The 17,171-nt window shown below is 67.9% G+C and carries 20 protein-coding genes and 1 pseudogene; 8 read left to right on the top strand and 13 right to left on the bottom strand.

Annotation, left to right across the window (positions count from 1 at the left end; translation table 11 throughout):
- Positions 1 to 12 precede the first annotated feature (12 nt).
- Complete coding sequence (locus R1101_RS0100915; RefSeq protein WP_016931609.1) at positions 13 to 465, top strand: MaoC family dehydratase; 453 nt, start codon at positions 13 to 15, stop codon at positions 463 to 465.
- Between the two features lie 3 nt (positions 466 to 468).
- Here R1101_RS0100915 and R1101_RS0100910 read toward each other — a convergent pair whose 3' ends face one another.
- The 4 genes from R1101_RS0100910 to R1101_RS0100895 form a co-directional block, all read right to left on the bottom strand.
- Complete coding sequence (locus R1101_RS0100910; RefSeq protein ID WP_026002748.1) at positions 469 to 1,578, bottom strand: PQQ-dependent sugar dehydrogenase; 1,110 nt, start codon at positions 1,576 to 1,578, stop codon at positions 469 to 471.
- A gap of 56 nt (positions 1,579 to 1,634) precedes the next feature.
- Positions 1,635 to 2,072 (bottom strand): MaoC/PaaZ C-terminal domain-containing protein, encoded by a 438-nt coding sequence (locus tag R1101_RS0100905; RefSeq protein WP_016931607.1) that lies wholly within the window; start codon positions 2,070 to 2,072, stop codon positions 1,635 to 1,637.
- On the bottom strand, positions 2,069 to 2,515 hold the full coding sequence (locus tag R1101_RS0100900) for an FAS1-like dehydratase domain-containing protein (RefSeq protein ID WP_016931606.1): 447 nt from the start codon (positions 2,513 to 2,515) through the stop codon (positions 2,069 to 2,071). The genes R1101_RS0100905 and R1101_RS0100900 overlap by 4 nt, the downstream gene beginning before the upstream one ends.
- Before the next feature lie 90 nt (positions 2,516 to 2,605).
- Complete coding sequence (locus R1101_RS0100895) at positions 2,606 to 3,667, bottom strand: D-TA family PLP-dependent enzyme (RefSeq protein ID WP_016931605.1); 1,062 nt, start codon at positions 3,665 to 3,667, stop codon at positions 2,606 to 2,608.
- Between the two features lie 72 nt (positions 3,668 to 3,739).
- Here R1101_RS0100895 and R1101_RS0100890 point away from each other — a divergent pair, with 72 nt between their 5' ends.
- From R1101_RS0100890 to R1101_RS0100875, 4 genes are read left to right on the top strand one after another with little or no spacing between them, the layout of a single operon-like run.
- Entirely contained in the window at positions 3,740 to 5,584 is a 1,845-nt protein-coding gene (locus R1101_RS0100890) for an N-acyl-D-amino-acid deacylase family protein (RefSeq protein ID WP_037221869.1), read from the top strand.
- Positions 5,581 to 6,222 (top strand): TetR/AcrR family transcriptional regulator, encoded by a 642-nt coding sequence (locus tag R1101_RS0100885; RefSeq protein ID WP_016931603.1) that lies wholly within the window; start codon positions 5,581 to 5,583, stop codon positions 6,220 to 6,222. The genes R1101_RS0100890 and R1101_RS0100885 overlap by 4 nt, the downstream gene beginning before the upstream one ends.
- Positions 6,209 to 7,084, top strand: a complete 876-nt coding sequence (locus R1101_RS0100880; protein ID WP_026002747.1) for an alpha/beta fold hydrolase — start codon at positions 6,209 to 6,211, stop codon at positions 7,082 to 7,084. Before R1101_RS0100885 ends, R1101_RS0100880 begins: the two co-directional genes overlap by 14 nt.
- 4 nt (positions 7,085 to 7,088) lie before the next feature.
- A complete protein-coding gene (locus R1101_RS0100875) occupies positions 7,089 to 7,562 on the top strand; it encodes a nitroreductase family deazaflavin-dependent oxidoreductase (protein WP_016931601.1) in 474 nt (157 codons plus the stop codon).
- 7 nt (positions 7,563 to 7,569) lie between these two features.
- Here the strand turns inward: R1101_RS0100875 and R1101_RS0100870 are convergent, their stop codons facing one another.
- From R1101_RS0100870 to R1101_RS31475, 6 genes are all read right to left on the bottom strand, one after another.
- Positions 7,570 to 8,340, bottom strand: coding sequence for an ABC transporter permease (locus R1101_RS0100870; protein WP_368500838.1), 771 nt, complete (start codon positions 8,338 to 8,340; stop codon positions 7,570 to 7,572).
- A gap of 47 nt (positions 8,341 to 8,387) precedes the next feature.
- Positions 8,388 to 9,560, bottom strand: a complete 1,173-nt coding sequence (locus tag R1101_RS0100865) for an ABC transporter substrate-binding protein (RefSeq protein WP_016931599.1) — start codon at positions 9,558 to 9,560, stop codon at positions 8,388 to 8,390.
- Positions 9,557 to 10,297 (bottom strand): ABC transporter ATP-binding protein, encoded by a 741-nt coding sequence (locus R1101_RS0100860; RefSeq protein WP_026002746.1) that lies wholly within the window; start codon positions 10,295 to 10,297, stop codon positions 9,557 to 9,559. Before R1101_RS0100860 ends, R1101_RS0100865 begins: the two co-directional genes overlap by 4 nt.
- Positions 10,273 to 11,322 (bottom strand): acyl-CoA dehydrogenase family protein, encoded by a 1,050-nt coding sequence (locus R1101_RS0100855; protein WP_016931597.1) that lies wholly within the window; start codon positions 11,320 to 11,322, stop codon positions 10,273 to 10,275. Before R1101_RS0100855 ends, R1101_RS0100860 begins: the two co-directional genes overlap by 25 nt.
- Before the next feature lie 7 nt (positions 11,323 to 11,329).
- A complete protein-coding gene (locus R1101_RS0100850) occupies positions 11,330 to 11,845 on the bottom strand; it encodes a DUF4242 domain-containing protein (protein ID WP_016931596.1) in 516 nt (171 codons plus the stop codon).
- A gap of 117 nt (positions 11,846 to 11,962) precedes the next feature.
- Positions 11,963 to 12,013: a hypothetical protein gene (locus R1101_RS31475; protein WP_425451625.1), complete on the bottom strand. Its 51-nt coding sequence runs from the start codon at positions 12,011 to 12,013 to the stop codon at positions 11,963 to 11,965.
- Positions 12,014 to 12,109: 96 nt separating this feature from the next.
- Between R1101_RS31475 and R1101_RS0100845 the strand changes: the two genes are divergently transcribed.
- Positions 12,110 to 12,727, top strand: coding sequence for a TetR/AcrR family transcriptional regulator (locus R1101_RS0100845; protein WP_016931595.1), 618 nt, complete (start codon positions 12,110 to 12,112; stop codon positions 12,725 to 12,727).
- Positions 12,728 to 12,753: 26 nt separating this feature from the next.
- On the opposite strand, the gene R1101_RS0100840 is transcribed toward R1101_RS0100845, so the two are convergent.
- Positions 12,754 to 13,872: an energy-coupling factor ABC transporter permease gene (locus tag R1101_RS0100840; RefSeq protein ID WP_016931594.1), complete on the bottom strand. Its 1,119-nt coding sequence runs from the start codon at positions 13,870 to 13,872 to the stop codon at positions 12,754 to 12,756.
- A gap of 134 nt (positions 13,873 to 14,006) precedes the next feature.
- Between R1101_RS0100840 and R1101_RS0100835 the strand changes: the two genes are divergently transcribed.
- Both R1101_RS0100835 and R1101_RS0100830 read left to right on the top strand, forming a co-directional pair.
- Positions 14,007 to 15,233 carry an acyl-CoA dehydrogenase family protein gene (locus tag R1101_RS0100835; RefSeq protein WP_016931593.1) on the top strand — a complete coding sequence of 409 codons (1,227 nt, stop codon included), beginning with the start codon at positions 14,007 to 14,009 and terminating at the stop codon, positions 15,231 to 15,233.
- A 167-nt stretch (positions 15,234 to 15,400) separates the two neighbouring features.
- Positions 15,401 to 16,153, top strand: a complete 753-nt coding sequence (locus tag R1101_RS0100830) for a TetR/AcrR family transcriptional regulator (RefSeq protein ID WP_232284638.1) — start codon at positions 15,401 to 15,403, stop codon at positions 16,151 to 16,153.
- Between the two features lie 16 nt (positions 16,154 to 16,169).
- On the opposite strand, the gene R1101_RS0100825 is transcribed toward R1101_RS0100830, so the two are convergent.
- A complete protein-coding gene (locus R1101_RS0100825) occupies positions 16,170 to 16,967 on the bottom strand; it encodes an alpha/beta fold hydrolase (protein WP_016931591.1) in 798 nt (265 codons plus the stop codon).
- Positions 16,968 to 16,989: 22 nt separating this feature from the next.
- A pseudogene (locus R1101_RS25610) lies at positions 16,990 to 17,171 on the bottom strand (ABC transporter ATP-binding protein); the annotation flags it as partial.

The following is a 17,171-nucleotide window of genomic DNA, read 5'->3' as shown; positions in this document are numbered from 1 at the left end:
ACAGGAGCAACAATGCGGGTTTTCAACGGAATCGACGAGGTCGAGAAGGCCGTCGGCGAGCACCTGGGTCACAGCGACTGGCTCGAGATCGACCAGAAGCGGATCGACCTGTTCGCCGAAGCCACCGGCGATCACCAGTGGATCCACGTCGACCCGGAGCGTGCCGAGGACGGCCCGTACGGCAGGACCATCGCCCACGGCTACCTGACCCTGTCGCTGCTGCCGGTCCTCGGCACCCAGATCTTCTCGCTCGAAGGGCTGAAGATGAAGGTCAACTACGGCAGCAACAAGGTTCGTTACCCCGCGCCGGTCCCCGTCGGTTCGCGGATTCGTGCCGGTGCGGAGTTCACGTCGCTCGAGCGCACCACCAAGGGCGCGAACCTCGTGGTCGGATACACCATCGAGATCGAGGGAGGGGAGCGTCCGGCGCTGGTCGCCGAGACGGTGGTCGTTCTCGTTCCCTGATCGTCAGGGAATGTCGATCCGGAGGATGCGATCGTCGTCGTCGGCCGGGCTGCCGCGACCGTCCCGGTTGGACGTCGTCAGCCACAGAGAACCGTCCGGCGCGGCGACGACGGTCCGCAGCCTCCCGTATTCACCGCGGAGAAGGCTGGTGACGGTCTCTGCCCCGTCGTCTCCGACGCCGATCCGCCACAACCGTTCTCCCCGCAGACCCGCCATCCACAGACTGCCGTCGAACCACGCCAGCCCGGACGGGGATGCTTCCGAGACCGGCCAGGTGAGTACCGGGTCGACGAATTCGTCGGAGCCACCCGTTCCCTCGATCTCGGGCCAGCCGTAGTTCGCTCCGGCCGTCACGAGATTCAACTCGTCGACGTCGTTCTGCCCGAACTCCGACGCCCACAACCGTCCCCGGTCGTCGAACGCGAGTCCCTGCACGTTGCGGTGGCCGAGCGAGTGCACCGGCGACGCCGGATCGGGGTTGCCGGGTGCCGGCTCGCCGTCGCCGGTGATGCGAAGAATCTTGCCGCCCAGCGATTCCGGATCCTGGGCGAGTTCGCGCTCGCCCGCTTCGCCGGTGGCGACGTACAGCATCCCGTCGGGGCCGAAGATCATCCGCCCGCCGTCGTGGATCCGGCCGGCCGGGATGCCGTCGAGGATCACCTCCGGTTCTGCGAGGGCGGTGCCGTCGAAGGTGGTGCGCAGTACCCGGTTGTCGCTGTCGGTGGTGACATACAGGTACACGAATCGGTCGGTGTCGAAGGTCGGGGAGACCGCGATCCCCAGCAGTCCCGATTCGCCCTGTGCGAGCGTGTCGTCGATGCGGCCCACCTCGCGGGTCGCGCCCTCGCTGATCTCGACGATCCGGCCGGTGTTGCGTTCGGTCACCAGTGCAGAACCACCGGGAAGAAAAGCAACTCCCCACGGAGTGTCGAGACCGGACGCGACGATGCCGGTCACGCGCGGAGTGCCCGCCCCGGGCGTCGATGGCTCGGCGACGGTACGGCTCACCCGGGCGGTGCCCTCGTCGACGGACGGACTCGACGGGGACGCGCATGCCCCGAGATGCACGGCTGTTGCTGCGGCGACCAAGCTCGCGAGAAATGTCCGTGGCATGGGTCGATCCTCTCTTGCCGAGGTCCGTTCCGCCGGCGAATTCCCGGTGCTCGACGTCAGGACGAGAACGCGAGCCGGACCTGGGTCCGGCCGAGCACCCGCCTGTCGTCGACGGATACCGTGATATCGATGCGTGCGGTGCGCTCCGCCTCGTCGAGGTGGCCGACCTTCGCAGACACCGACAGGACGGCACCGTGCATCGGGTCGACCACCACGGGGCGCGTGAACCGTGTCTCGTAGGAGACGACCGCGGTGGGATCCCCGAGCCACTCCGTGACGGTCTGCAGGGCGAGGGCTGCGGTGAGCATTCCCTGACAGAGCACTCCGGGGAGCCCCTCACCGGCAGCGACGGCGTCGTCGTAGTGGATCGGGTTGAAGTCGCCCGAGGCTCCGGCGTAGCGAACCAGGTCGTTGCGGGTCACCGTCAGTTCGGTCTTCGCGATGATCGCACCGGCCTCGAGCTCGTCGAATCGTCGTGCGGTGCCGAGTGTCATGCGTCGTCTCCTCGGTGAAGCAATGTCGACGTGACCACCGCGACCAGATCGCCCGTGTGGTCCCGGATCTCGCAGACCGTGGACAGGATGTGGCTGCCGGCGCGTTCGGTGACCTCCGTGATGGTGAGCGTCGTGGTGAGATCGTCGCCGGCCACGATCGGGCGCCGGTGCTCGACCTTCTCCGATCCGTGCACCACCCGGTGCAGCTCGAGACCGGTACCCGGCGACTCCAGAAGCTGCGTCACCGAAGGGCTCTGGACGACGGTGGTGAAGGTCGTGGGAGCCACGACATCGGTGAAGCCGGCGGCTCGGGCTGCCTCCGGGTCGAGATGAATCGGATGCGTCGATCGGACGGCGCGGGCGAATTCCCGGATCTTCTCCCGGCCGACGAGATAGGACGTCGGCGGAAAAATGCGTCCGGCGAGGTCGGCGTTCAGCGGCATCAACGCAGCCTAACGGCGTGCGAGGCGGATCGGTGTCGTGTTCGTGACCTACACCGAATTCGAGGTGATCGTGTGGGGACCGCCCAGGAGTCACGTGTTGCACCCTCGTGCCGCGACCTTCCATCGCTCGACCACCGCGCCACCGGAGACCGTGATCAACTCGTCCGCGAGATTGACGGCATTGCACACGTGATTGGGAATCACCTGCACCCTCTGCCCGAGAGCAGGGCGGGTGGACGGGTTCGGCCACTGCACCGTCGCGTGATGCTCCGACATCGCCGTGATGCGGGCCTCGGGCTCGCCGAGGATGCGTCCGTACCCGGTGGCCCAGGCCGCCCGATCGGCGCCGAGCACCTTCGAACCCGCATCGAGGACGACGATTTCGTCGCGAGCCGAGACGACGGTGGCCAGGACGGTCAGCGCGATGTCCGTTTCGCTCACCACCCCGAGTTCGAGTTGCTGCGCATCGCCGAAGACGTACACGCCGGGGCGCAATTCGGTTGCGACCGTGGGTACCTCGAGCAGCGCCGTAGGGGAGGAGCCACCGCTGATCACGGACGGCTCGATTCCGGCAGCGCGGAGCGACGCGGCGGCGGTTGCCAGTGCGCCGGCCTCCTCCCGGGCGGCGCTGCCCGGCGCGTCGGGTGTGTACGAGTGGCCGGGGAAGGTGAAGACACCGCGCACGTCGAGACCCGCCTCGCGAGCCGCCTGTGCCACGGTTCCGGTCTGCTCGGGCAGCACGCCCGTGCGGTGGTGACCGCTGTCGATCTCGATCAGTACCCCGATCGTCGTGCCGGCATGTTCGACGAGCTGCCGGGCGCCGGTCTCGGAGTCGATCCCGACGGTGAGCCGCACCCGGCCGGCCAGCGCGCGCAAGCGGGCACCGCGAGCCGCGTCGACCCACAGCGGATACGCGACGAACAGATCGTCGAAACTCGCATCTGCGAAGACCTCGGCCTCGGAGACGGTCGCGACGGTCAGGCCGCGGGCTCCGGCATCGAGTTGGCGACGCGCGATCTCGACGCACTTGTGCGTCTTCGCATGCGGTCGCAGCGACAGGCCCCTCGCGCGGGCGGATTCCGCCATGCGCGCGAGGTTGCGATCGAGGATGTCGCGGTCGACGAGCAGTGTCGGAGTGGTGTCGGGATCCATGGCCGAACCGTAGACGTTCGGGACCGGACATTTGGAGAGTGCGCGACCTCTTTTTCGTGTTACCCTCCCCCCATGAGTGGTGTGGGTCACAATCCTGGGGATTTCGACGTCATCGTCCGGGGTGGTCTCTGGTTCGACGGGACGGGTGCGCCGGGCATCATCCGTAACCTCGGCATCCGCGACGGTGTCGTCGTCACCGCGACTCCCGACGACCTGCCGGCCGGACCGGACACCGAGGTGATCGACGCGCACGGACGCTGGGTGATGCCCGGCTTCGTCGACACCCACACTCACTACGACGCCGAAGTGCTCGTGGGTCCGGGCCTGCCCGAATCGGTGCGGCACGGTGTCACGACCGTGCTCATGGGCAACTGCTCGATCTCGACGGTGTTCGTGCCGCCGGTCGACGCCGCCGACCTGTTCAGCCGCGTCGAAGCGCTCCCGCGCGAGCACGTCCTCTCGGCACTCGAGAAGTCCCGGACCTGGAGGACGCCCCGCGAGTACATCGAGGCGCTGAACACGTTGCCGCTCGGGCCGAACGTGACTGCCTTCGTCGGGCATTCGGATATCCGGGCGTCGGTGATGGGACTCGGGCGCTCCACGGAGGCGGCGAACCGGTCCAACCGCGCCGAACTCGCCGACATCGACGCGCGGGTCGAGGACGCCCTCGACGCGGGCTTCCTCGGCGTGTCCACCATGACGAACCCGTGGGACAAGATGGACGGCGACCGCTACCGTTCGCGCACCCTGCCCTCGACCCATGCGTCGTGGTCGGAATTCCGCCGCCTGCACAAGATTCTGCGTCGGCGCGGTCGCACCCTGCAGGCCGTGCCGAACCTGAACACCAAGTACGACGTCGCCTTCTTCGCCCTCGCCAGCACCGGCATCGGACGCAAGCCGATGAAAACGTCGGTGCTCGCCGCGGCCGACACCAAGGCCGAACGGTGGGTCAACCGCATCTTCGGTCCGATCGCGTTCGCGGCCAACCGGATCGGTAAGGGCGCCTTCCGCTGGCAGCACCTGCCCACGACCTTCGAGGTGTACTCCGACGGCATCGACCTCGTCGTCTTCGAGGAGTTCGGATCGGGCCGTGCCGCACTCCATCTGCAGGACGAACTCGCCCGCAACGATCTGCTGAGCGACGAGGCCTACCGTCGCTGGTTCCGGCAGGACTTCGAGAAGAAGTTCTCACCCCGGGTGTGGCACCGCGACTTCGACGACACCCGGATCGTCGAATGCCCCGACACCTCGCTCGTCGGCCGGTCGATCGGCGACGTCGCGCGCGAGAGGAAACTGCACCCGGTCGACACCTTCCTCGACCTCGTCGTCGAGTACGGACGGAAGTTCCGGTGGCACACCGTGATCGCCAACGACCGCGCGAAGGTTGCGGACCGGCTCATCCGTACGCCCGGTGTCACCGTGGGATTCTCGGATGCCGGCGCCCATCTGCGGAACATGGCCTTCTACAACTTCGCGATCTGCCTGCTCCGCCGCGTCCACGACGCGGAGAAGAGGGGCGTCCACGACGCCGGGAAGAAGGGCAGGCCGTTCCTGACGCTGCCCGAGGCCGTCCGCAAACTCACCGGCGAACTGGGCGACTTCTACGGGATCGACGCCGGTTACCTGCGGGTGGGGGATCGCGCCGACTTCGTCGTCGTCGATCCTGCCGGGCTGAACGGCGACGTCGATGCCTATCACGAGGCTCCGCTCGCGGAGTTCGGTGGCATCCGCCGCATGGTCAACCGGAACGATCGCGCGGTGGCGGCGACGGCGGTCGCCGGGCGGGTGGTCTTCCGCGACGGCAGGTTCGTGCCCGGTTACGGACGCACAGTCGGCACCGGCCGGTTCCTGCGCGCAGGGGTGAAAGAGCGGGGACCCGCGCCGATCCGCACCCCGGCGGGCGAGCCTGTCGCGTGAGTGCACCCGCCGTACGACGTACCCAGCAGGAGCGCAGGGAGCAGACGATCGGTCGCATCCTCGACGCGACCATCGCCTCTCTCGCCGAGCTCGGCTACACCGCTACCACGATCGGCGAGGTGTGCCGGCGCTCGGGGGTGTCGTCCGGTGGGGTGTTCCGGCATTTCCCGACCCGGCTGGACCTGATGATCGCGGCGGCCGACGCCGTACGGGAACGACAGTTCGCGAACTTCCAGGCGGGACTCGCGGCGCTCGGTGACGAGCGGGCGGACGCCGTCGACTCGGTGCGGGTGTGCCTCGAACTGCTGCGCACCGCGTGCCGGGCACCGATGAACGCCGCCTGGTACGAACTGCTCGGTGCCGCGCGCACCGATGCGGCGCTGCGCGACCACCTGGCACCGATGGCGGAGCGATACCACGCCCAGATCGTGGATTTCGGCAGGTCGCTGCCGGTCGCGGCACGGTTCCCGTCCGACGTCTTCGACACCCTCCTGCTCTCGCTCGTCCACATGTTCGACGGTGAGGCACTCGCGTCGACGGTGCATCCGCAGCCGGAACTCGAGGAGCGACGGATCGACCTGATGGCCCGAATGTTGACGCTCGTCACATCTGACATAGGTTCGGATGATGAGCACTAATGGATCTGCTCCTCGGTGGTTCGTCGACGCCCTCGCTGCGCCCGTCGAGACGGGGAAGGTCGAGGTAGCCGGTGCGGCCATCGCCTACCGGGCGTGGGGCGAATCCGGCCGGGAAGGCGTCGTGCTGGTGCACGGCGGTATGGCGCATTCGGGATGGTGGGACCATATCGGCCCGCAGCTCGCGGCCGGTCGGCGCGTCGTCGCGCTCGACCTGAGCGGTCACGGCGACAGCGACCACCGCGAGCACTACACCCTGGAAGCGTGGACCGAGGAGGTCCTCGCGGCGGCCGAAGCCGGCGGGATCAGCGGCCCGCCGGTCCTGATCGGCCACAGCATGGGTGGGATCGTGTCGTTCGCGGCCTCGCACCTGCACGGCGACAGGCTCAGGGGCGTGGTGATCATCGACTCGCCGATCCGCGACATGACGCCCGAGGAACTCGAGATGCGTGCGAAGGCCGTCGCGAGCGCGAGGTCGCCGAAGGTGTACGCCGCGGTGGAGGACGCCGTCTCGAGGTTCCGTCTCGTGCCGCCGCAGGACGACGCCGAACCCTACGTGCTCGAGCACATCGCCCGCGGGGCGCTGAAGCAGGTGGACGGGGGCTGGTCGTGGAAATTCGACAATCTCCGGATGGGCCGCGAGGGACGCCGTAGCCTCGAGGTGATGAACCCGGGATGTGCTGTCGCCTACTTCCGTTGCGAACGCGGCATCATCGACGATGCGCTCTACGGGCGGATCGTCGACAACCTGGGCCCGGATGCACTTCTGATCGATCTTCCGGCCTCGGGACACCATCCGATGATCGATCAACCGCTCGCTGTCGTCGCTGCAGCACGCACGCTGCTGGGAGCCTGGGGGAGATAACCGCATGAATCTGCTCCGACCGGTCGCTGTCCGTATCGGAGCGTTGCCGTGGCTGCCACGGTATTCACGGCCGATCATCGTGGTGGACAAGACCATCCAGCGCGTCACACGCGGCAGGGTGACCCTGCTCGCGATCGCGGGGCTGCCGTCTCTCGTCCTCACCGTGAAAGGCCGGAAGACCGGCGAACCGCGGTCCACACCCCTGCTGTGTGTGCCGCACGAGGAGAAATGGCTCGTGGTGGGGTCGAACTGGGGGCACCCGAAAGCGCCGGCCTGGGTGGTCAACCTGCGCGCGGCCGACCGGGCCGAGGTGCTGTACGACGGGCACGAACATGCGGTGTCGGTGCGGGTCGCGGAAGGTGAGGAACGCGAGCGGCTGTGGCAGGTGCTGCTGCGGACGTGGCCGAACTACGCGCTGTACGCGAAGCGCACCGACCGGGTGCTCCCCGTGTTCGTTCTGACGCCGTTCGGATCCTGATCCGGGATCAGAAGGGGCGGTCGGCTTCCTCCACGCTCACCGGTCTGCGCCGTTCGCGCAACAGGTGCCGCGCCGCCCAGTCGAGCCAGAAACCGAGGAAACCGATCACGACGATCACGGCCATGACCTGGTCGTAGGCGAGCTGGTCGCGGGCGTTGAGGATCTGATAGCCCAGACCGGAACGCACACCGAGCATCTCGGCGGGGACGAGCACGACCCAGGCGATGCCGAGACCGACCCGCAGACCGGTCTGCACTTGCGCGCGGATGGCGGGCAGCACGACGGTGGTGAGCAGTTCGAGACGCGTCGCGCCGAACGAGCGGGCGACCATCGGATAACCCTGGTCGATGCCGTGCACGCCGGCCGCCGTGTTGATGACGATCGGCCAGATCGCCGCGGCGGCGATGAGGAAGAAGACCGGCTGGTGCCCGATACCGAACAGCGCCACCGCGATCGGCGCCCAGGACAGCGGCGAGATCATCCGCAGGAACTGCATGATGGGCATCGTTGCGCGCTCGACCAGCGGGTTGAGTCCGATCAACAGCCCGAGCGGAATGCCGAGCGTGGCGGCGATCAGCAGACCCACCAGCAGGCGCCACAGGCTCGCGAGAGCGTCGGGCAGCAGGACACCGCGCGCGAGCAGATCCACGATCGCCGGGAAGACGTACTGCGGGGCGAACTCCCGCACGAGCGAATCCGGTGCGACGAGCACCGTCGTGACGAACCACCACAGAGCGACGGCGATGACGATGGCGACGGCCTGGGGGACGAACGGCAACCGCCGGGCGGTGCGGGCGGCTTCCGGCGCCGTGCGGGTCGGGGCGCTCACGAAGGATCGACCTCCTCGGTGCGGGTGAGATCGGTGGGAAGGCCGAAGGCATCGGTGCCGTCGACGCGGGTGAGGGACGTGCGGACGAACCGGTCGTCGACGAGATCGCCGTGCACGGTCGCAGGATCGAGACGCGACAGGAAACGCGTGTCGCCGTCGACGACGGTGTCGTGCATCGCCTCGATCAGCGCCGCGGTGAAACTCGGGAACGGGAACGGTTGGTACCCGATACGCTGCGGCTGCCACTGCGGGTGCACAGTGCCGGCCTCGCGGTCGGGATAGGTGAGCGCCTCGGTGATCGCGGGCAGCGGCTGCGGCAGATAACCGGAGGACAGCATCGCGGCGGCGGCCCGACGGTCGGCACCGATCTGCACCTGGGCGGAGACCACCGAGTCGGTGAGGGCCTGGACGGCGACGGGGTCGCGTTCGATCAGATCCTCGTGCACGAGCAGAGCGCAGCACGCATGGTCGCGCCAGACGTCGCCGAGGAACCGGTGGATCCGGCCCACCCCGCGGACCTCGGCGGCGGCGTTGAACGGATCGGCGACGGTGAACGCGGCGATGGACCCGTTCGCCAGGGCCGGGATCATGTCGGACGGTCCCATGACGACGAGTCCGACGGTGCGGGCGGACTTCGACGGCGCCTCCCGCACGACCGGTGTCAATCCGTGCGCCCGCAACAGCTGCTGCAGGGCGATGTTGTGGATCGACCACCAGAACGGGATCGCCACCTGCTGCCCGGCGAGATCGCTGAGGTCGGTGATGTGCGGCGCGACCGTCAGCGCCGAGCCGTTGGTGTGGTTCCAGCCGAGGATCCGCACGGAACTGCCCAGGCTGTACCGCAACTGGACCGCCATGGGCATGAGCAGGTGCACGACGTCGACGCGGCGGCTGACGAACGCCTCGGCGAGCGACGCCCAGCTGCGGAAGAGCACCGGCTTCGCCGCATCGACCACACCGGCGGGATACAGGCTCGACCCGTGCGCGACGAGCAGCGGTGCGGCGTCGGTGATCGGGAGGTAGCCGATGCGCAGCCGTCCCGTGCGGTTGGTGCGGTCGGCGGTCGCGGTGCGCGCGAGATCGACGACCCCCGCGACACCACCGGCAGCCGCAAGCCCGAGCGCACCGCGCATCAGGGTGCGACGGCTGAACAGACCCGGATCGGTCATGTCGTGGACAGCGACGAATCGCGGTAGTGCGCAAGGATCGCCGGGCGCAGAGCATCGCGGTCGAGTGCCGACATGTCGCCGAGCGTCCATTCCTGGTGCACCACACCCGAACTCCCGAACAGTGCGATGCGGTCGGCGAGTTCGAGCGCCTCGTCGATGTCGTGGGTGACGAGGACCGTCGTGAAACCGAGATCGCGCGCGAGTTCGCCGAGCCACGACCGCAGGTCGGATCGGGTGGCCGGGTCGAGGGCACTGAACGGCTCGTCGAGCAGCAGCAGCCGCGGACGCACCGCGACGGCGCGGATGACGGCGATGCGCTGGGCCTGACCTCCGGACAGCTGATCGGGGTAGTAGCCGGCGAGCGAGGAGAGACCGAAGCGTTCGAGGAGCGAATCAGCGTAGGTGGTGTCGAACCGCTCGCGGTGAGCGGCGAACCGCCCACCGAAGGCGATGTTCTCGCGAACGGTCAGCCACGGCATCAGGAAGGGCTGCTGGAAGACCATTCCCGTGTGCGGACGATTGTCGCCCTCGGTGTCGGGCCAGTCGACGGAGCCGCGGTCGAGGTGATCGAGACCCGCGACGATCCGCAGCAGCGTCGACTTGCCGCTCCCGCTGCTGCCGAGCACGACGAGGAACTCGCCGGTCGCGATGTCCAGATCCACTCCCTGGAGGACCGGGGCGCGGCGACCGGCGAAGCTCTTGTACCCGTTCGTTATTCGTACTGCGACAGTTCCCACCGCAGCTGTCCTTCCGACGGCGATTGAATGGGCAGGAAGGCCGCCTCACGGAATCGGCGGTTGGTGGCGCTCGCCGTCGCGTATCCGGCACCGCCGCGCAGCGTCGCCTCGAGGCGGGTCGCGGCGACCGCGACGACCGAACCGTCGAGGCGCAGACGGATGAACTCTGCGGGAGCGATCGCGCCGGGGTCGGTGGCGAAGCGGTACAGCCGTTCGCGCAGCGAGTCGTATCGGGCCGAGAGTTCTTCGTACTCACCGGTGAATTGTTCGCCGAGTCCGTGCAGGCGGCCTGCGGCCTCGGTGAGCGACGCGCGTGCGATGCCCACGCAGAACGAGGTCTGCAGCATCATGAAAGTGGGCCGGATCGAGCCGCAGAAGCCGGCGAGGTTCTCGGTGAGGATGTGCGACCGAGGTATCCGCACACCGTCGAACTTCAGGGAGGTCGACGCCGTGGCACCCAGCGCGAGCAGTTCGGGTGAATCCGCGATGGTGATGCCGTCGGTGTCGGCGCGGACCACGGCGACGAGGCGATCCCCGTCCGCCGTGCGGGCCGGGAAGACGATCACCGAATCGGGAAAGACGTTGGACGCCCAATGGATCGGTCCGGTGACGGCGATCCCGTCGTCGGTCCGCTCGGCGACGAGGGGAAGTTCGCCGAGTCCGGCGAGGTGCTTGAGGGCCGCGGCCATGGCGGTGACGCCGATCGTGCGGCCGGACGCGAGATCGTCCCGATACCGGTCGCGCAGGAACTGCGGTGCGCGATCGATGTATTCGAGTGCCATGCGTTGTGCCCACAGCGAGAAGCCGACGGTGAGCGATGCGGCGGCGACCTCGTCGATGACCGCGACCATCTCGGAGAGACACTCCCCATCCAGCCCCTTGTGGAGCAGGCCCAGCTCGCCCGTGCGGGCGATGTCGGTGCGGATGTCGGTTTCTCCGCGATCGAGAGCAGCGGCGCGATCGCGTACGAATTCTGCGATCGCCGCGCGCTGGTGCTCGCTCGTTCGGTCAATGGCCGCGGTCATCGGGTGCTTATCCTTCGAGGGAGTGGAGACGGTCGATGGGGGTGCTGACGACCTCGCGGGCGCGGACGACCGCGGCCTCGTCGGGGGCGTTGTAGAAGCACAGGCACTTGTCCATGTCCTCGCGGACGTAGGTGCGCAGGAAGCTCACCTCGGGGACGTCGGCGTACTTCGGCGAGTTCGCCTTCTTGCGGGCGAGGTAGGTCTCCATGTCGATCGTGTCGGGGATGTCCCATTCGACGAGGTAACCGGCCTCGGGTCGGGTGGCCTTGATCTGATCGAGCTCGGCGCCGACGAGACGGACCTCGTTCGGCCCGACGATCTCCGCGACGTCGAGGGCGGCGGACTCGAGCTGGGCGGGGCGGCACGCGTCGAACTCGGCGATCGCGAACACGCGCGTGCCACCGGTGGTGACCTGCGATTCGATCAGTTCGCCGCCGGCGGCGACGACAGCCTCGCCGAAGGCCTTGATGGCGGCCTCGGCCCGGCCTTCGGTGGGGACGAGTTCGTAGAGATACAGCGACATGAGGTCACCTTCCGGGAAGTGGAATCGGAACTGTGACCGGTCCGGGCACGGCGGGTCGCCGTTCCGTCTTCGGACGAGGGGGCGACTACGGCATGCGGCACACGCGGGCGAGGCCGGTCAGAAAGGGGAGTGACAACACGCAGCAGTCGACACCCGCACGAGATCCACGTGCAGGCGTCGAGTCAGAAGGCTGTGTGTCACGTGCTCCACCGTACTGTGAATAGAACGGTCTGTCTATCGCGCCGTGTCCGTTACTCTGGGCTCGTGCGTACGTTTGCCGAGGATCGAGCGACCGGCACTCCGAAGGGGGCGGCCGAGCGAGCACCGTCCAAGCCCTCGCCCGCCACCCGTCTGCTCGACACCGCGAGCGCGCTCTTCGCCGAGCACGGTATCCGTGCGGTGGGGATCGACCGCATCCTCGCCGAGGCAGGCGTCGCCCGTGCGAGCCTCTACTCGTCGTTCGGGTCGAAGGACGCACTGGTGCTGGCGTATCTGGACGACCTCGACCGGCGCGACCGGCGGCGATGGCACGCCGCCGTCGAACCGCTCGACGATCCGATCACGAAGATCCTCACCTTCTTCGATCTCGCGATGCAGTCGGCGCCGAAGAAGAACTTCCGCGGATGCCAGTACGCCAACGCCGCGACGGAGTTTCCGCAAGAACTCCTCGAACCCGTACTCGCACACCGGGAATGGCTGAATTCGACGCTCGTCGACCTGCTGAATCTCGCCGGGGCGACCGAATCCGAGGTGGTGGCCGGGCGCGTGCAACTGATCTACGACGGTGCCTTGTCCGGCAGCAAGTTCGAGCACTCCGTCGAACCGATCCGGCTCGGCCGCGACATGGCTGCAGCGATCATCGAGACGCACCTCCCCCGCTGACCCGGGGTCCGCGTCGACCCGTGGACTCAGCCTGCCGAGTTGCTCCGCTGCTGTGTGCGGCGCTCCGTGGTCGCGGAGATTGCCGGCCGCGGCACGAGAGCGCGGAAACACACGCTCGCCAACACGAAGGTGCCGAGCGTTCCCAGCACCGCGGCAATGCCCGTCGAACCGGGCCGGCCGTCGATCGTGTAGTCGGCGAGCGCGCTGTCGGCGAGCCGGTGTTCCTCGACCTCCCGTGCCATGCAGTCGCCCGAGAGGGCCTCGGCGAGCGCGTCGATCTCGCAACCGCGCGTGGTGGCCACCTCGAGAGCGCCGGGAGTGTCGACGGCGAGCGGCGCCAGGATCCCGGCCACGACGAGCGTGGTGAACGCCAGCCCCACGAACAGCGTCCCGCGAGCGCGCGGATGCGGCGGTGGGGGCGGCGAGGCATTCGCGTCGAAAGGATCGACGGGCAGCCGCGTCAGATGGACCGATTCCGGGGAGACCCGCGCGACGGCGAGCACGACGGCGGCCGTCACCAGCCCTTCGACAACCCCGACCGGAACGTGGGTCGCATACAGGAATCCGATGTTCGACACCGGCACCGTGGAGGTGCCACCGAGTGCGTATTCGACGACGAAGCCCGTCACGGCGGCGAGGACCGAGACGAACCCGCCGACGAACGAGACCAGGCCGAGCGTGACGAACGGTCGAACGCCGCGGTGTTCACACAGTGCGCGCAGTGCCGTGGCGGTGAGAAAACCGGCGGCGACCGCGACGAGCACCATGTTGGTGACATTGGCGCCCAACGCCGACAGGCCGCCGTCGGCGAAGACGAAGGCCTGCACCACCAGGACGATCGTCAGCGCGACCGCGCCCACGAACGGGCCGAGCAGGATCGCCGCGAGTGCGCCCCCCACGACATGCCCGCTGACCGCGGGCAGGACGGGTACGTCGACCACCTGCAGGGCGAACAGCAGGGCGCAGACCGCCGCTGCCGTCGGCACCGTCCGCTTGGTCAGATCGTTGCGCGCGTACCAGGCGGCGATGCTGATCCCGATCACGGCGATGACGAAGAACCACGCGGATGCGCGGCCGGCGATCAGGCCGTCGCCCATGTGCAGGGCGAGGACGTCCGTGCCGGCGAACCCACTCGTATCGACCATCTCCGATGTCCCTCCCACCGACGGAGTGCTCTGCGGCGAAGGCTAGTACCGGCATCGGGGGAGGCGGAGCGTTTTCGAGAGCTCGGCGGGACGGGAGCCTGGGCAAAAAGTGAAACCCGTTCTATATTTGCGTCATGTACGAGTGGTCCGACACAGACCTCATGTTCCGCGATGCGCTTCGCGGTTTCATCGAGAAGGAAATCCGCCCGCACGTCGACAGTCTCGAATCGGGAGAACTGCCGCCGTACGACATCATCCGGAAGTTGTACGCGACTTTCGGCATCGACGAGATGGCCCGGGAGTCGCTCGACCATGCCCTCGCGAAAGAGGAACGCGGAGAGAAGTCTTCGGGATCGTCCGGTGGAACCGGCGGGTCGCCGGGGATGGCGGCGTTGCTCAATATCGAGATCGCCGGGGTGAGTCTCGGGCTCATCGCCTCGCTCGGCGTCAGCCTCGGCCTGACCGCGGGCACGATCCGCAGCCGCGGAACCCTCGCGCAGAAGAAGCGGTGGTTGCCGGAGTTGGTGACCTTCGAGAAGGTCGGCGCATGGGCTATCACCGAACCCGATTCGGGCTCCGATGCGTTCGGTGGGATGAAGACGACGGTGCGCCGCGACGGGGAGGATTACATCCTCAACGGGCAGAAGACCTTCATCACCAACGGTCCGTACGCCGATGTGATCATCGTGTACGCGAAACTCGACGAGGGGGATCCCTCGATCGATCGCCGCGACCGCAAAGTGCTCGCATTCGTGCTGGACAAGGGCATGGAGGGACTCATCCAGAGCCCGCCGTTCAAGAAGATGGGCATGAATTCCTCGCCGACGGGCGAATTGTTCTTCGACAATGTGCGCCTGACCCGCGACCGGTTGCTGGGGGAGACCGAGGAGGGTGGCCGTAGCGACGGCAAGGACAGCGCGCGGGAGTCGTTCGCCGCCGAGCGCATCGGTATCGCCTATCTGGCCCTGGGCATCATCGAGCAGTGCCTGAAGCTGTGTACCGAATATGCGAAGTCGCGGAAGCTGTGGGGCAAGGAGATCGCGCAGTTCCAGTTGATCCAGCTCAAGCTCGCCGAGATGGAGATCGCGCGGGTGAACGTCCGCAACATGGTCTTCAGTGCCATCGAACGCGCGCAGGCGGGAAAGCCGGTGAGTCTGTCGGAGGCCTCCGCGATGAAGCTGTACTCGTCGCGGGCGGCGACCGAGGTGGCGATGGAGGCCGTGCAGTTGTTCGGCGGGAACGGATACATGGCCGAATATCGCGTCGAACAACTCGCCCGGGATGCGAAATCACTGATGATCTACGCCGGTAGTAACGAAATTCAGGTAACACATATCGCGAAGGGATTGCTGGCGCAGTAACCTCCGGATGCAACCGCTCGAAATACGCAAAAAGGACAAATCTCGAGCGGGGGATGACAATTCACCCGATGTGTCGACTATTGTTCGCCATGAGCAAAGTTATGCCGGTCGCCGACGAGGGGAGCGACCGGTTCCAGAGGGGAATCCGAGCGGAAATCGGGGGAGCGATGTACGCGGAACGAAAGGGCGGCGAAAAGCCGTCGGTGACAACGGACGGCCGGAGCGCTCGTGCAGAGCGTACCCGGCAGGCCGTCATAGAGGCTCATATCGCGCTCATTCGAGCGGGAGAGCTCAAACCCACAGGGGCGCAGATCGCGTCGCGGGCCGGGGTGTCCCTGCGATCGTTGTGGGGACACTTCGGCGATCTCGAGACGTTGTTCGCCGCAACCGGAGCCGAACTGATGCGGCGCCAGGACGACGCCTACGAGCCGATCGATCCGGCGCTGCCGCTCGACGAACGGATCGATGCCTACTGCAGGCAGCGGGCAGAACTGCTCGAGTACATCGCGCCGTTCGCGCGGTCGTCCGAGATTCGCGCCCCGTTCTCGCGCGAGCTGCAACGCAACCGCATGCGCTATCTCGACAGGGCGCGATACGAGATCAGGGCGCTGTTCGCCGACCAGCTCGAGGGCGTCGACGAGGCCGTCCGCGCCGACATCGAGAACCTGCTGGGCGTGTCCACGACGTGGCCGACCTGGGTCTCGCTGCGGGACGTGCTGCGCCTGCCCGTGCCGGAAGCCGTCGAGGTCATGAAACGGGCGGTGTCGGCGCTGCTGATGGAGGCCTCCGGCGCCGCCCGGAAGCAGACGGTCGCCCGCGCTGCGCAGGAGAAGGCCGCGATGGCGGTGCACCGGATCGCTCCGCAGTCCCGGACTGCCGCGACGATGGCGCCGCGCGAACAGGTCGTCGTCCCGGCCTGAACGGGCAACGCGCCGGTCAGCTCCGGCGGGCGCGTGCCGAGAGGAAGGTCTCGACCGCAGGTAGTGCGGCCGAGACCGTCTCGGCATGATCCACCCCACGCAGGATCGCGAGTCGCGCACCGGGCACGGTGCGCGACAACGCGCGGGTGTCCTCCACCCGCAGGCGATCGTCCGACCCGACGACGGCGAGGACGGGCACGTCGATGCCGGCGAGCGTGTCGTCGTCGATCCCCGGTTCCCGATCCGACCGGCGGAAGTAGGCGGCGAGGGCACGCGCGTCGTTCTTCAGGAACGCCGAGCGTGTCGCAGGATCGACAGGCCTGCGACGTCGTTCCTCCCAGGCACGGACGAAACCGTCCATGCCGTCGCGTTCGAGCACGTCGACGGTGCCGGGGAAGAACATCGCGTCCATCGACCCCTCCTGGGGCCGGGCACTCCCACCGAGCAGGGTCAGGCTCGCGAGCCGCTCCGGCGCTGCGACGGCCAGTGCGAGACCCGCACGAGCACCGAAGGAATAGCCGACGTAGTGCGCTCGGTGGGCCCCTGCTGCGTCCAGGACGGCGAGTAGATCCCCGACGATCGCGTCCATGGCGTAGGCGTCCTCGTCGTGAGGGGTGTCGCTGCGGCCGTGTCCACGCAGATCGGGCATGATCAGCCGGAAATCCCTACCGAGCGCCGTCACGTAGCCGAATGCGCGCCATACCGCCGACGACAGGGCACTGCCGTGGACGAGCAGAACCGCCGGTGAATCCTCGGCGCCCGCCGTGGTGAACCGGATCCGGGTGCCGTCGGCGGGGTTCGTCGCGTGGCTCATTCCAGCAGTATGTCCGAACGGCTCACCCGCCGAGTTCGACCGACCGATCCACCTGCACCTCTTCGAGGAATCGCTCGTCGTGCGAGACCACCACGAGCGCACCGTTGTAGGCGCGCAGGGCCTGGGTCAGATGCGCGAGGCCGGCCAGGTCGAGGTTGTTGGTGGGCTCGTCCAGCAGGAGCAACTGCGGGCGGGATCGGCCGC

This window comes from Rhodococcus sp. R1101, assembly GCF_000278445.1.
In the GTDB taxonomy this organism is placed as follows: domain Bacteria; phylum Actinomycetota; class Actinomycetes; order Mycobacteriales; family Mycobacteriaceae; genus Rhodococcus; species Rhodococcus gordoniae.
Note: the sequence above shows the minus strand (reverse complement) of the source record. Positions and strands in the feature narration are given on the sequence as shown.